The following is a 13,990-nucleotide window of genomic DNA, read 5'->3' as shown; positions in this document are numbered from 1 at the left end:
CATCGCGCCAAAGCGCTACGCTGGGGTGCTTCTGTATGCTTGGCGCGGGCACCGAGGGCTTGGAGGTTCTTTCGATCCGGGTGGGACCGCCGGAGAGGCGGCTTTGTCTCAAACGGTGCTGAATCTCAATTGCAAGCGCCTACATTTAGCGTCGCGAAAGGCGAGGGCCTCGCCAGACAGATTGCTTAATTCTCTCCGCGGTGCGGAGAGAATTAAGGGTTCGAGCGCTCGGTGGTAGGTAAGCCACCCACATATCGATTTGTCGTCGATCTCGACGCTGCAAAGATCAGAAGAGGGACCTTCCGGATCTCCTTGTACCGGGCGCACCTAGGCCGAGTCTGGTTTGCTTGTCGTAGCAAAAGATCACTAAGAGTGATCTTTTTTATTCAAATCCAAACCACGCTGCCTTGGCAGAAGTTTTCAGAAGGTGTATTTTGTTCACTATGAGTGAACAAAATCCTGGAAAATTAAACCTGTTGCTAGGTGAGCTGGGTGATACGAGCCTGGTGTCGAGCCGATGGCTGCGGGTTCACGGCTACTCCAATAGCCTCGTCGCGCGCTACGTGAGCAGCGGTTGGCTGGTGTCGCCGGCGCGCGGCGTCTACATGCGCAAGAGTGGGCGCCTACAGTGGGACGGCGTGGTTCGCAGCCTGCAGGTTGGGGAGGGCACGCCGCTGCACGTCGGAGGTCGTTTTGCACTCAACCTGCAGGGGCACGAGCACTATCTACGTCTGGGCGATGCCGGCACCGTCACCCTGTATGGGGCGGAGCGGCCACCCGCTTGGCTTGGCAAACTGCCTCTGACGCAGCGTTTCGAGTATCTGGGGAAGGGGCCGTTCGATTGGCCGCCCATGCCGTTCGAGGTGGAGGCGTCCGCGGCAATCCTGTCCGAACAGGGTCTGGCGTGGCATCAGGCCGCCCCCGGTGCCGATGCCTTGGTTTGTTCCATGCCGGAACGGGCCATCCTAGAGCTGTGCGATGACGTCTCAGACGCTGCCTTGATCTACGAGGTGGATGCGCTGATGCAGGCTATGACCACGTTACGGCCGCAGCGCGTCGGCGTGTTACTTCGCCATTGCCGAAGCATCAAAGCCAAGCGGCTGTTCCTGGCGTTGGCCGAGCGCCATCGGCATGCGTGGCTACCGCACGTGCCGCGGGATGGTGTCGATCTGGGTCGGGGAAAGCGCGCGCTGGTGCCTGGCGGCCGCTTGCATCCGGTCTACCAGATCACCTTGCCGGGAGACCTCGATGAACACTTGGCTTGATCACTGGGATCGGCGCTATACCGACCGCGTACGGCTGCTGGTCGAGATTCTGCCGGCGCTGGCGCAAGAGCCGCGCTTCGCGCTCAAAGGCGGTACGGCGATCAACCTATTCGAGCACGACCTGCCCCGGTTGTCTGTGGACATTGATCTGGCCTGGTTGCCGGTGCATGACTATGCCGAGGACGCAAGGCTCATCGCTGAAGCGCTTGGGCGGCTGGCTGATGTGCTGCGCGCCCGGCCTCTGCAACTGCAGGTGCAATTGTCGGCAGGCGAGGGCGCAGGCGTCACGCGACTGGTGGCCAGTCGCGGTCGTGCGCGCGTGCAGATCGAGACGACGCCGGTGATGCGCGGCACGGTGCATCCCGCGCGGAACATGGTGGTGCGCCCGAGGGTCGAGGAGGCATTTGGCTTTGCTTCGGTGCAGGTGCTGCACTTCGCCGACCTTTATGCCGGCAAGCTGGCTGCGGCATTGTCGAGACAGCATCCGCGCGACCTTTTCGATGTCGGCTTGTTGCTGGAAGACGAGCGGGCGGATCAGGCGCTCTGGCGGACCTTTCTCGTCTACCTAACCTGCAGCCCGAAGCCTGCGTGGGAAATGCTGGCGCCCCGCGTGCCTGCGGATTTCGCCGCGACCTTTGAAGCGCACTTCAGGGGGATGACGGCAGAGCCTGTCGAAGCCCAGGTCCTGCTGGACATCCATGAGCGCCTGCTGGCGCGTGTTGCCGGGTGGCTGGATGAGCCATCGTGCGCATTTCTGCGATCAGTGGAGGGTGAACGGCCGGACTTCGATCTGATCGGACTCCCGCACGCGGCCGGGCTGCCAGCCGTGCGACGCAAATTGCTCAACCTGGCCCAGCGCAGCGACGCCAAACGTGCGGCGGATCAGCCGTTATCGCGAGAAGCGAGTGTTCAAGGACCGCAGATGGCTGCGTTAGCAGAATTAACAGACACGATTAGCGTTGCAGCGGACGCCATTAGCACAAACTTCGAACTTCAACACCTGGCCAGTCTGGCAAGGCGACCAGTTTCCGCTATGACGGGCTGGGACGTAGAACGTCAATTAGCAGCACGCCGGCGGGCGGTGGCGGAACGGTAACGACTTCCTACATCTGGTGTGGTCTGCATCCTTGCCAAGCAAGAGGCATCAGCAACGCCGTGACACGCGGCTACTACGCCGAGGGCGAATTCCAACCGGGTAGTCCGGCGCAATACGCCTATTACGCGCTCGATCAACTCGGATCAGGTCGACGGGCCTTTACAACCGGCAGTGCACCGGCTTACGACTACGATGCATACGGTGCCGCGTTGCAATCGAATCCGCCCTTGACCGACTACGGGTATGCGGGGATGTTCGCGAACGCGGATAGCGGTCTATACCTGACGATGTTCCGGGCCTACGATCCCGTGTCGGGTCGATGGCTCTCACGCGATCCGATTGGCGAAACCAGCGTTTCGAGGGGGGAATCTGTACGCCTATGTTTCGGGCAATCCGGTAGGATTAAACGATCCACGCGGCTTGGACAATCCCGGGATGGGGCCATACAATCCATGGGATCCGCCAGGTCCGGGTTCCTGTAGCTCCGGGCCGGGTGAGCCTGGGCTGTAGCCGATTTGCCGGGAGTGTATCCTGAGCCCAGCGATTCGGATGGCGTGGAGCGCCGCCAACGCGTTCCGTAACGCGGATAGCGCTGCTGACACAAGCTCACGCAATCTCATTATCGACGACAAAATCGCGCGGCAGATCGACGAGCGCGGGTGGACGGATAAAGAGGTTCAGGCGACCGTTGACGATGGCCCGGCAGGGACGACGATGGACAATCGGGGGGCATCGAAGACCCCGGATGGTATTCCCAGAAATGACCCGGCGACTGTGTATGGGTCACCGGATGGTTATTTCGTAGTAAATGACATAACTGGAGAAGTTGTCCAGGTGAGCGGGAAGAATGAGCCGACATGGATTCCCGATGGTCGGATAAAATGGAAATGAACACAATGAATATCGATCATCACCGCATATACGATTCATCGAATGATTTTTTCTCCCTTGCCGGCAGTATTGTGATGAAACTCACGACAGAAGCGGCAATCGCTGTTTGCGAGCAAGCAGCCCAACAAGGTTTGGTTGTCGCTCGAATTGAAGGTGGAATCTGGCGTAACCCCGGATTCGAAGCGAGAGTCGATTGTATTTGGGATGGCGCTGATCCTCCTATTGATGTGGACACTGCCCAACGAAATAATCAAAGGGCAGCCGAGTTCATTCGGTCGGAGAGTCCTCCGCATGACGTTTTCTTGGTGACGGCCCCGCCGATGACAGGCTGGAAACCCAGACGGCGCGCCGATCCTTGACAATCTATGTTGTTCCTACGCGACGCTACCCCTAGATAAAGCATTGAAATCTAGTGGCGACCGAGATTGCAGAAAGCTCCGTCAGGACACGCTTTCTTTGGAACCTTATCACCTTGGCACGATTGGGTGCTCAAACTCAGGTTTCGCGCAACGCACGATAGGTTCTGCCGACGTTGCAACGGAGTGTCGTGGGACTTGACACCGCCGACGCGACGCGGCGAAGTGACATTTTACTCGCACACGGCGACAACTTTTATTTGGTCTCCGGCTGCGTGCTGCCCATGGCGATTCCGCGCAGAATCCTGCCGGCACCGGCCGAGCGGTAGGACGTTTGGCATTCCTCGAGGCGCGGCGCCGCCGCTTCGTGCCGGCGGCGAGATGAGGTGGTGACGACTTCATTTTCGTCTTGGGAAAGCGAACCCGTCGGCACATCGCGACGATCGCCGGATCAATTCAGCAGACACCAGATCGCGAGGAACGGCGCGTCGCCGGAGCGCATCGCATGCAGCGCGCCGCGCGGGTTGTAGATGCCGCCGCCGATCCCGGGATCGAACCATGCGCCATTCTGCTGCCGGAATTCACCGGCGGTCATCAACACGTACGCTTCTTCCGGTGCATGGCCGTGATCGGGATATCGCACGTGGGGCATCATCAGCGAGAAGCCGAGTTGAATGTCGTCACGGCTTTCCGCACCGCCGGGCCCGCAGATCATCCCGTTCACGTGCCCATCGATGTAGTTCGGACTACCGTCCTTTCCGGACGTGCGGCGCGTCCAGCCGACTACCGGCTCCAGCGACCCGATCAGCCGCGCGACGGTGGCGAACGTCGGGTTCACGCGTGCGACGCCCTGAAGCGCCGGGCCGAGCCATTCGCATGCGGGGTAGCGCACTGCGTTGCGCATGCAGTTGTCCGACGGCTGCTGCAACCGTGCGAACACATGCGGTGCGAACGCGCGCGCGGCGGCGGGCAGCTTTTCGGACTGGAACAGTTCGCCGGCGATCCGGACGAAATCCGCGATGTGCTTCGGACGTTCATGCATGCTGCTTGCCGCTCCCTGAGTGATGTGGGCCAATCAGCGAAAGTCTAGGCAGAAACCTGCCGATGCGGGCGGCGAAAAAGCGTGGCCGGCTTGGCATCGGCCGCCATCTGCGTGCCGCGGTTGCCGTTCGGACCGTGGCCTGCCCGCTAACCGCACGGTCTTCACGGGCACTGCTCCGCCCGCGCCGACGCGGCGGGCCGCGATCATCACGTCCAACGCCGCTCGCGCAGTCACGGGCCTGATTTATCGGTAGTTTCCCTTAAGTCCCCGTGTCGGGATTTTCCCCTACTGGACGCTTCCGCGCGCCACGCGCCGCTGGGCCAGCGTCCCCGCAAAATTCCGCAAAGCCGCACCGGCGTTGCGTTTCGCTTATTTCGCACCGTTTTGCGGCGATCAAGCCTTTTCGCCCCGAAACGATGCATTACCAAAGGTATGGAAAAGCGCACAGAAAATGTATCTGGAGCGACGAAATTGGATTGATACGCTGCATTCACTGCATCAGCGCCGTCAACCACGCAGGAGCGGCATCGGGCCTACGCCATGGGGGCAATCGATGACGATTCAGACGAAGTTCGCGGCTTCCCTTACTAGTTAGTCGGGATGACAGAATGGCTCCAAATCTGACGTTTGCGCCGGGCGATGTACTGCCCCCCGGGGCAATCCACACCGGCGGTTCGCCGTCGATCGCCCGGTCGAGCATCGCAACCGGAACGGACATCCTGACCGTCAAGCGCCTGTCGAAGATTTTCGGTCCGAAACCCGAGCGTGCGATCGAGATGATGAAGCGCGGCGTCGGCCGCAACGAGATCTTCGCGGAAACCGGCAACATGGTTGCGGTCAACGACGTGAGCCTGAGCGTGCGCGCCGGCGAGATATTCGTGATCATGGGGCTGTCGGGTTCGGGGAAGTCGACGCTCGTGCGATTGCTGAACCGGCTGATCGAGCCGACGGCCGGGCAGGTCGTGCTCGAAGGCCGCGACATCGCGCCGATGTCGACGCCGGAACTGCGCGACGTCCGGCGCCAGAAGATGGCCATGGTGTTCCAGTCGTTCGCGCTGCTGCCGAACCGCACCGTGCTCGACAACATCGCGTACGGGCTCGAAGTCGCGGGGATCAGGAAGGCGCAGCGCTACGAGGTCGCGCGCGCGGCGCTGGAGCGCGTCGGCCTCGGCTCGTACGAGAAACTGCTGCCGAGCGAATTGTCCGGCGGCATGCAGCAGCGCGTGGGCCTCGCCCGCGCACTGGCGGTGAATCCGTCGGTGCTGCTGATGGACGAGGCATTCTCCGCGCTCGATCCGCTGATCCGCTTCGAAATGCAGAACGAGCTGCTGCGCCTGCAGAAGGAAGAGCAGCGCACGATCGTGTTCATCTCCCACGATATCGAGGAAGCCGTCAAGATCGGCGGCCGCATCGGCATCATGAAGGACGGTTGCCTGATCCAGGTCGGCACGCCCGCCGAACTGATCCAGACGCCGGCCGACGCATATGTGCAGGACTTCTTCCGCAACGTCGACGTGTCGCGCTTCCTGAAGGCGTCGAGCATGATGACGCCGGTCGAGCGCGGGCTGCTCCGCTGCGATGCGCTCACGCCGTCCGACCGCTATCTGAACCAGCTGATCGACAGCGGCGCGGAATGCGGCTACGTGTGCGACGAATCCGGCCGTTACCTTGGCTGCGTCACGCCCGCCACGCTGCACCGGTCCGGCACGAAGCCGATTCGCGACGCATTCCTGAACGACTTCAACGCGGTGTCGATCGACACGGACCTGCATCGGCTCGCGTCGATCGCGCTGACGCAGCAGCACGACGTGCCGGTGACGGACGGAGTGGGACGACTAGCGGGCGTCGTGTCCTGCCGGACGATACTCAAGCAGATGATGCAACGGAGGGCAGCATGAATTCGTCGGTGATCGGGAAGTTCGCGGAGAATTTCGTCAACTTTCTGTTTCTGCATTTCCGTGGCGGCTTCGACACGTTCTCCGCGGGCCTCGGCGCGGTCGTGAAGCTGCTCGAGGACGGTCTCGCCGCCGTGCCGTTCATCGCGATGGTCGTGATCCTGGTGGGCCTCGCGCTGTGGCGCCGCGGCGTCGTGTTTTCGATCTTCGTCGGTTGCGCGCTGCTCGTCATCCAGTACATGGGCCTGTGGGCGCAGACGGTGTCGACCCTCGCGCTCGTCACCGCGGCGACGGTCTTCAGCCTCGTGATCGGTGTGCCGCTCGGCATCTGGGGTGCGCGCAACGACCGGATCGGCATGATCCTGCGCTCGCTGCTCGACTTCATGCAGACGATGCCTGCGTTCGTGTACCTGATCCCGGCCGTGATCCTGTTCGGGCTCGGACGCGTGCCGGCGGTGATCGCGACGATCGTGTTCGCGATGCCGCCCGTCGTGCGGCTGACGACGCTCGGCATCAGGCAGGTCCGCGAGGAACTGATCGAAGCCGGCCGTTCGTTCGGCAGCACCGACTGGCAGCTGCTGTGGAAGATCCAGCTGCCGAACGCATTGCCGTCGATCATGGCCGGAGTGAACCAGACGATCATGATGGCGCTGTCGATGGTGGTGGTCGCGTCGATGATCGGCGCGGGCGGCCTCGGCGAATACGTGTTGAGCGGGATCCAGCGTCTCGACATCGGGATCGGCTTCGAAGGTGGGCTCGGCGTCGTGCTGCTCGCGATCGTGCTGGATCGCCTGACCGAGAGCTTCGGCGTGAAGGCGAAGAAGAAGGTGAAGCGGCCGCTCGCGCGTGCCGGCAAGGCAGGGCCGCGCGGCACGGCACGGACCTGACGGACACGGCAGTCGAAGATCATTGAAGGACGATGAAGCGCCGCGTCCACGGTGCCGCGGCGGAACGGGTGTAGCAGTGCGTGGAGACCGGAAACGCCGATCGAAGGCGTTCCTCACCTTTGAAAGACTCGCGTGATTAAAAAGGAGTACTAGATGAATGCCCATACGTTCAAGTCGCTTCTGGCGAAACTTGCAATATCGACGGTGGTCGCCTGCAGCGCAGGTGTGGGCGCCGCGGCGGCGGCAGAGCCGGTCAAGATAGCGGTCACCAACTGGGCGGACGTGCTCGCGGTGGCCAACGTCGCGAAGTACGTGCTCGAGACGCAGCTCAAGCAGCCGGTGCAGTTCGTGCAGGCCGACATCGGCATCCAGTACCAGGGCGTCGCGCGCGGCGATCTCGACATCATGGTCGGCGGATGGCTGCCGGTCACGCACGGCGCGTACTACGCGAAGTACAAGAACGACCTGGATGATGTGGGCGTTATCTACACCGGCGGCAAGAACGGCTGGGCCGTGCCGACCTACGTTCCGGAATCGGTGCTGTCGTCGATCGCCGACCTGAACAAGCCGGAGGTCAAGAGCAAGCTGAACGGCACGATCCAGGGCATCGAACCGGGCGGCGGCCTGATGCAGGCGTCGGAGAGGACGATCAAGGGCTACAGCCTGGACGGCTACACCCTCCAGGCGTCGAGCGAGGCCGGGATGCTGGCCAGCGTGTCACGTGCGTACCAGTCGAAGCAGTGGATCGTCGCGACGGTCTGGAGCCCGCACTGGCTGTTCCAGAAGTGGCAGATGCGGTACCTGAAGGACCCGAAGGGCACGCTGGGCGGTGAAGAGCAGATCCACGCGTTCGCGTCGAAGAAGTTCGCGAGCAAGTTTCCGCGCGCCGACGTGTTTTTCAAGCACCTGAAGCTGACGCTGGCCGACGTCGAGGCGATCGAGTTCGAAGGCAACAGTACGAACGACTACGCGAGCGCCGCGAAGAAGTTCGTCGACGCCCATCCGGAGAAGCTGAAGGCCTGGCTGCAGCAGTAAGGCCGCGCGCCGGCCATGCGGATGGCGCGATTCGCGCCGTCCGCGCAAGCCGCGCGCGCCGGCCTTGCAGTGTGCGCTGCATGGAATCCACGCAGCACGTAACGAATCGCGTCGCGGAGTCACCCAGTGAACGAGAACGCCCGTTTTTTTGCCGAAACGCTCCAGAGTCGCGATCCGGTGATCGCATCCGAAATCGCATTGGAGTTGCGTCGCCAGCAGACGCAGATCGAACTGATTGCATCCGAAAACATCGCGTCCGCAGCGGTGCTGGAAGCCCAGGGCACCGTGTTGACGAACAAGTACGCGGAAGGCTATCCGTCGCGCCGGTACTACGGCGGTTGCGACCATGTCGACCGGATCGAGGCGCTCGCGATCGACCGCGCGTGCGCGTTGTTCGACACGAGCCACGCGAACGTGCAGCCGCACTCGGGCGCGCAGGCCAACGGCGCGGTGATGCTCGCGCTCGTCAAGCCGGGCGATACGGTGATGGGGATGTCGCTCGACGCGGGCGGCCATCTGACCCATGGCGCGCGCCCCGCGCTGTCGGGAAAGTGGTTCAACGCGGTGCAGTACGGCGTGAGCCCGGACACGCTGCGCATCGATTACGACGACGTGCGCCGGCTCGCGCAGCGCCATCGGCCGAAGCTGATCATCGCGGGCTATTCCGCGTATCCGCGCGCGCTGGATTTTGCCGCGTTCCGCGAGATCGCGGACAGCGTCGACGCGAAGCTGATGGTCGACATGGCGCATATCGCCGGCATCGTCGCGGCCGGCCGCCACCCGAACCCGGTGCCGTTCGCCGACGTCGTGACGTCGACCACGCACAAGACGCTGCGCGGCCCGCGCGGCGGTTTCATCCTGACGAACCACGCCGACGTCGCGAAGCAGATCAACTCGGCCGTCTTTCCGGGGCTGCAGGGCGGCCCGCTGATGCACGTCGTCGCGGGCAAGGCGGTGGCCTTCGCGGAAGCGCTGCGCCCGGAGTTCGCGCGCTATATCGACCAGATGCTGCGCAACGCGCAAGCGCTCGCACAGGTGTTGACGGCCGGCGGCCTGACGCTCGTTACCGGTGGCACCGACAACCACCTGCTGCTGGTCGACCTGCGTGCGCGGCGCATCACCGGCATGCAGGCCGAGAAGGCGCTGGAGCGTGCGGGCATCACCTGCAACAAGAACGGGATTCCGTTCGATACGGAAAACCCGACCGTCACGTCCGGGATCCGGCTCGGCACGCCGGCCGGCACGACGCGCGGCTTCGGCCCCGCGGAATTCGAGCAGATCGGCGACATGATCCTCGCGGTCCTGGCGGCGCTCGAGCGCAATCCGGACGGGGACGAGGGCGTCGAGCGCGCGGTCCGGACTCGCGTGCGCGATCTGTGCAACCAGTTTCCGATCTACGCACACGCGGACGCGTTTGCCTGAGCGCCGGAACCGGATCGGGCGGACACATGGTTCGAACCCCATGACGAATCGATCGGCGTGGCTGCGCGGAACACGCGCGGCGGGCGTCGACGTATTGTCCAGTGCCCGGCTCCTGCGCGACGGCGGGAACCGGGCACTCACTCACCTGAATGAGGAATTGAAATGAGCTTCGAGGGCGTACACACACCGCTGGTCACCCCGTTCGACGCGGACGGCGAAATCGATCACGCACTGCTGGGCCGGCATGCGGCCGATCTCGCCGGCCGCGTGTCCGGCCTCGGCATCGGCGGCACGACGGGCGAATACTACGCGTTGAGCTTCGACGAGCGCGTGCGCACGTTCGACACGGTCGCGGCCGCCGCCGGCGGCAAGACGTTCCTGACCGCGGGCATCAACGCGACGACGACGAAGGAAGTGCTGCGTCTCGGCCGCGAAGCGAAACGCGCGGGGCTGGACGCGCTGCTGGTGGCGGCGCCGTATTATGCGCAGCCGACGCAGCAGGAACTGCTCGCGCACCTGCTCACGATCGACGACGTGCTCGACATGCCGATCATGCTGTACAACTTCCCGGCCCGCACTGGCACCGAAATCGGCGACGGGATTCTAGAGACGCTGCTCGAGCGGAAGAATTTCGTCGCGATGAAGGAGAGCACCGGCGACATCGCGCATCTGCATCACCTGTCTACGCATTTCAGCGGCCGGCTCGTGGTGAGCTGCGGGATGGACGACCAGGCGCTCGAGTTCTTCGCGTGGGGCGCGCGCAGCTGGGTCGGCGGCGCGTCCAACTTTCTGCCGGAAGCGCATACCGATCTGTTCGACGCATGCGTGACGCGCCGCGATTTCGCGACCGGCCGCAAGCTGATGGCGCAACTGCTGCCGGTGCTCGAACTGCTCGAGCGTAGCGGCAAGTTCATTCAGTACGTGCGTTACGGCTGCGAGCTGGCCGGCTTGCCGGTCGGCGTCGCACGCGCACCGCTCGGCGCGCTGTCCGGCGACGAGCGTGACGTGTTCGCGAAGCTCGTGAAGCCGCTGCTGCGCGACGACCGGTAAGCCATCATGCGTTCGAATCTGGAATTCGCGCGGTTTCCTGCGTCGGACGGAATGAACGGCTGGTGGGAGAGCCTGCCGCCGGCGCAGGAAGCCCAAACCGTCACGTCCGACGGCCGGTTCGACTGGGTCGTCGTCGGCGGCGGCATCACCGGGCTGTGCGCGGCGCGCCGGCTCGCGGAGCTCGCGCCGGGCGCGTCGATCGCGCTCGTGGAGGCCGACCGGATCGGCCGCACGACGGCCGGGCGCAATTCCGGATTCTTCGTCGACCTGCCGCACGACATCAGCAGCGAAAGCTACTCGCGCAGCATCGAAGAGGACCGCGCCGACGTGCGGTTCCAGCGGCACGGCATCGACTATGTGCGTGACATCGTGCGGCGCTTCGGTATCGATTGCGACTGGCGCGACGACGGCAAATTCCACGCATCGGTCAACAGGAAAGGCGCCGCCGCACTCGCGCATTTCGCGGACGGTTTGTCGCGGATCGGCGAACCGTTCGAATGGCTCGACCAGCCGGCCATTCAGGCCGTGACCGGCACCGACTTCTACACGGGCGCGCTGTTCACGCCGGGCTGCAGCACGGTGCAGCCGGCTGCGCTGATGCGTGGCCTCGCGGCCACGCAGCCGGACAACGTGACGGTGTTCGAGCTCAGCCCGGTCACGCGGATCGAGCCGCGCGGCGACGCACGCGCACTGCACTTCGCCGGCGGCACGATCGTCGCAAAGCAGGTGATCCTGTGCACGAACGCGTACGCGGCGACATTCGGCATGCATTCGAACGGATTGCTGCCCGTCTATACGTTCGCGTCGCTCACGCGGCAGATGAATGCCGACGAAGTCGCGAAGCTCGGCGGAACGCGGTCGTGGGCGGTGATTCCGGCCGATCCGATGGGCACGACGGTGCGGCGCCTGATCACCGATCGCATTTGCGTGCGCAACCATTTCGCGTTCAGGCCGGACGTGAGGGTGTCGCCTGCGGATCTCGCGAAGGCGCGGCATCTGCATCAGCGCTCGTTCGAGCGCCGCTTCCCGATGCTCGGTGGCGTCGAACTCGAATATACGTGGGGCGGGCCGCTGTGCCTGTCCGCGAACAACGGCGCGCTGTTTGGCAAGCGGGACGACGGTCTCTACGAGGCGATCGGCTGCAACGGCCTCGGGCTGAGCCGCGGCTCGTCGTCCGGCAAGCTGATCGCCGAGTACGCGCTCGGCGAATCGAACAGCCTCGTGCAGCAGTTGTTGAAGCAGCCGCATCCGCGTCCGCTGCCGGTTCGGCCGCTCGTCGACCTGGCCGTGTCGGCGACGATCTGGGCGAAGGAATTCTCGGCCGGTGCCGAACTTTGATTATTGAGGAAACGACATGACGACCCATCAGGATTGGAAGCAGAAGGCGAATGCGTTGCCGCTCGACGGCCGCGCGTTCATCGCGGGCGAGCGCAGTGCGGCGGCGTCGGGCGAGACGTTCGCGACGCTCAACCCGGCGTCGGGCAAGGTGCTCGCCGAAGTGGCGCGCTGTAGCGAACGCGACGTCGATCGCGCGGTCGCGGCCGCGCGCGAAGCGTTCGAGTCGGGTGTCTGGTCGAAGGCAGCACCCGCGCATCGCAAGGCGGTGCTGCTGCGCGTCGCGCAGTTGATCGACGAGCACGCGGAGGAACTCGCGCTGCTCGAGGCGCTGGAAGCCGGCAAGCCGATCGGCGAATGCCTGGGGCTCGACATTCCCGAGTCGGCCGCGTGCATCCGCTGGCATGCGGAATTGACGGACAAGCGCTACGACGCGTTGTCGCCGTCCGGCACCGGCGTCGTCAGCATGATCACGCGCGAGCCGATCGGCGTCGTCGGCGCCGTGCTGCCGTGGAATTTCCCGGCGCTGATGCTCGCATGGAAAATCGGTCCCGCGCTGTCGGTGGGCAATAGCGTGGTCGTGAAGCCGGCCGAGCAGACGTCGCTGTCGACGCTGCGCATCGCCGATCTCGCGATGGAAGCCGGCGTGCCGCCGGGCGTGTTCAGCGTCGTCACCGGGTTCGGCGGCGAGGCCGGCGAGGCGATCGGCCGCCATCCGGACGTCGATCTCGTCGCGTTCACAGGCTCGACTGCGACCGGCAAGCGCTTCCTGCACTACTCGGCCGATACGAACCTGAAGCGCGTCGTGCTCGAATGCGGCGGCAAGAATCCGCAGGTGATCCTGCCGGACGTCGCGAACCTCGACGCGGTCGCCGAGCAGGCGGTCGCGGCCGCGTTCTGGAACATGGGCGAGAACTGCAGCGCCGGCTCGCGGATTCTCGTGCCGTCGAGCCGCAAGGCGGAACTGCTGGACAAGGTTCAGGCGGTGCTCGCCGGTTGGAAGACCGGCGATCCGCTCGATCCGGACGTGAAGCTCGGGGCGCTGATCGAGCAGAAGCATTACGAGAAGGTTCTCGGCCATATCGAGAAGGCGAAGGCGGAAGGCGCGCACGTGGTGTGCGGCGGGAACGCAATTCTCGCGGAAACCGGCGGCTGGTTCGTCGAACCGACGATCTTCGACCAGGTGACGCCCGAGATGAGCATCGCGCGCGACGAGGTGTTCGGGCCGGTCGTGTGCTTCATCGAGTACGGCGACGTCGATGACGCGGTGCGGATCGCGAACGATACGTGCTACGGGCTCGCTGCGTCGCTGTGGACCGACAACGTGAACAGTGCGCACAAGGTCGCCGCGCGGATTCGCGCGGGGACGGTCACGGTGAACTGCTTTGGCGAAGGCGACCTGTCGACTCCGTTCGGCGGATTCAAGCAGTCGGGATTCGGCGGCCGCGACAAATCAGTCTACGCGCACGACCAATACTGCGAACTGAAAACGACCTGGCTCAAGCTCGACTAAGTGGCTGGGACACGCACGCAGCGCTCGGGCGTGCGCGGCCCGACGCGGGTTTGGGGGCGGCGCCGACGTCCGCCTTGCATTGCTCATCATCGCTTTCGATAATAGCGATGCGGTGCACAATCGATCGAAAATGGCGTAAGCGGGGCGCCGTTGCGGCGGCTGAGCCGCTCTTGCCAGCCGCCCGACCGAATCGCAAGCTGCAA

General features: G+C 64.2%; 11 protein-coding genes and 1 pseudogene. 11 read left to right on the top strand and 1 reads right to left on the bottom strand.

What is annotated here, in order from left to right; all coding sequences use genetic code 11:
* Positions 1 to 443 precede the first annotated feature (443 nt).
* The 4 genes and pseudogenes from HWX14_RS16400 to HWX14_RS16380 all read left to right on the top strand — a co-directional run bounded on the left by HWX14_RS16400 (position 444) and on the right by HWX14_RS16380 (position 3,611).
* Positions 444 to 1,265, top strand: coding sequence for a type IV toxin-antitoxin system AbiEi family antitoxin domain-containing protein (locus HWX14_RS16400; protein WP_151062658.1), 822 nt, complete (start codon positions 444 to 446; stop codon positions 1,263 to 1,265).
* Positions 1,249 to 2,151: pseudogene (locus tag HWX14_RS16395) on the top strand (nucleotidyl transferase AbiEii/AbiGii toxin family protein); the annotation flags it as partial. The gene HWX14_RS16400 and the pseudogene HWX14_RS16395, both read left to right, overlap by 17 nt.
* Positions 2,152 to 2,910: 759 nt before the next feature.
* Positions 2,911 to 3,252, top strand: a complete 342-nt coding sequence (locus HWX14_RS16385) for a colicin E5-related ribonuclease (RefSeq protein WP_151062659.1) — start codon at positions 2,911 to 2,913, stop codon at positions 3,250 to 3,252.
* Complete coding sequence (locus tag HWX14_RS16380; protein ID WP_233629285.1) at positions 3,219 to 3,611, top strand: colicin immunity protein; 393 nt, start codon at positions 3,219 to 3,221, stop codon at positions 3,609 to 3,611. The genes HWX14_RS16385 and HWX14_RS16380 overlap by 34 nt, the downstream gene beginning before the upstream one ends.
* 448 nt (positions 3,612 to 4,059) lie before the next feature.
* On the opposite strand, the gene HWX14_RS16375 is transcribed toward HWX14_RS16380, so the two are convergent.
* Complete coding sequence (locus HWX14_RS16375) at positions 4,060 to 4,650, bottom strand: dimethylsulfonioproprionate lyase family protein (RefSeq protein ID WP_151062660.1); 591 nt, start codon at positions 4,648 to 4,650, stop codon at positions 4,060 to 4,062.
* Positions 4,651 to 5,258: 608 nt separating this feature from the next.
* On the opposite strand from HWX14_RS16375, the gene HWX14_RS16370 reads away from it, so the two are divergent.
* The 7 genes from HWX14_RS16370 to HWX14_RS16340 all read left to right on the top strand — a co-directional run bounded on the left by HWX14_RS16370 (position 5,259) and on the right by HWX14_RS16340 (position 13,787).
* Positions 5,259 to 6,548, top strand: coding sequence for a glycine betaine/L-proline ABC transporter ATP-binding protein (locus HWX14_RS16370; RefSeq protein WP_151062661.1), 1,290 nt, complete (start codon positions 5,259 to 5,261; stop codon positions 6,546 to 6,548).
* Positions 6,545 to 7,432 carry a proline/glycine betaine ABC transporter permease gene (locus HWX14_RS16365; RefSeq protein ID WP_151062662.1) on the top strand — a complete coding sequence of 296 codons (888 nt, stop codon included), beginning with the start codon at positions 6,545 to 6,547 and terminating at the stop codon, positions 7,430 to 7,432. Before HWX14_RS16370 ends, HWX14_RS16365 begins: the two co-directional genes overlap by 4 nt.
* Positions 7,433 to 7,585: 153 nt before the next feature.
* Entirely contained in the window at positions 7,586 to 8,467 is an 882-nt protein-coding gene (locus HWX14_RS16360) for a glycine betaine ABC transporter substrate-binding protein (RefSeq protein ID WP_151062663.1), read from the top strand.
* A 126-nt stretch (positions 8,468 to 8,593) separates the two neighbouring features.
* Positions 8,594 to 9,889 carry a serine hydroxymethyltransferase gene (gene glyA / locus HWX14_RS16355; protein WP_151062664.1) on the top strand — a complete coding sequence of 432 codons (1,296 nt, stop codon included), beginning with the start codon at positions 8,594 to 8,596 and terminating at the stop codon, positions 9,887 to 9,889.
* 162 nt (positions 9,890 to 10,051) lie between these two features.
* Positions 10,052 to 10,939, top strand: a complete 888-nt coding sequence (locus HWX14_RS16350; protein ID WP_151062665.1) for a dihydrodipicolinate synthase family protein — start codon at positions 10,052 to 10,054, stop codon at positions 10,937 to 10,939.
* A 6-nt stretch (positions 10,940 to 10,945) separates the two neighbouring features.
* Positions 10,946 to 12,277, top strand: coding sequence for an FAD-binding oxidoreductase (locus HWX14_RS16345; RefSeq protein ID WP_151062666.1), 1,332 nt, complete (start codon positions 10,946 to 10,948; stop codon positions 12,275 to 12,277).
* Between the two features lie 16 nt (positions 12,278 to 12,293).
* Positions 12,294 to 13,787: an aldehyde dehydrogenase gene (locus HWX14_RS16340; RefSeq protein WP_151062667.1), complete on the top strand. Its 1,494-nt coding sequence runs from the start codon at positions 12,294 to 12,296 to the stop codon at positions 13,785 to 13,787.
* Positions 13,788 to 13,990: the final 203 nt, after the last annotated feature.

Origin of the sequence: Burkholderia sp. BCC0044 (assembly GCF_902832955.1) — a bacterium.
Classification (GTDB): Bacteria; Pseudomonadota; Gammaproteobacteria; order Burkholderiales; family Burkholderiaceae; genus Burkholderia.
Note: the sequence above shows the minus strand (reverse complement) of the source record. Positions and strands in the feature narration are given on the sequence as shown.

Coding starts and splice junctions, on each gene's coding strand:
- HWX14_RS16400 (WP_151062658.1), top strand. CDS start 444: ATGAGTGAACAAAATCCTGGAAAATTAAACCTGTTGCTAGGTGAGCTG.
- HWX14_RS16385 (WP_151062659.1), top strand. CDS start 2,911: ATGGCGTGGAGCGCCGCCAACGCGTTCCGTAACGCGGATAGCGCTGCT.
- HWX14_RS16380 (WP_233629285.1), top strand. CDS start 3,219: ATGGATTCCCGATGGTCGGATAAAATGGAAATGAACACAATGAATATC.
- HWX14_RS16375 (WP_151062660.1), bottom strand. CDS start 4,650: ATGCATGAACGTCCGAAGCACATCGCGGATTTCGTCCGGATCGCCGGC.
- HWX14_RS16370 (WP_151062661.1), top strand. CDS start 5,259: ATGGCTCCAAATCTGACGTTTGCGCCGGGCGATGTACTGCCCCCCGGG.
- HWX14_RS16365 (WP_151062662.1), top strand. CDS start 6,545: ATGAATTCGTCGGTGATCGGGAAGTTCGCGGAGAATTTCGTCAACTTT.
- HWX14_RS16360 (WP_151062663.1), top strand. CDS start 7,586: ATGAATGCCCATACGTTCAAGTCGCTTCTGGCGAAACTTGCAATATCG.
- HWX14_RS16350 (WP_151062665.1), top strand. CDS start 10,052: ATGAGCTTCGAGGGCGTACACACACCGCTGGTCACCCCGTTCGACGCG.
- HWX14_RS16345 (WP_151062666.1), top strand. CDS start 10,946: ATGCGTTCGAATCTGGAATTCGCGCGGTTTCCTGCGTCGGACGGAATG.
- HWX14_RS16340 (WP_151062667.1), top strand. CDS start 12,294: ATGACGACCCATCAGGATTGGAAGCAGAAGGCGAATGCGTTGCCGCTC.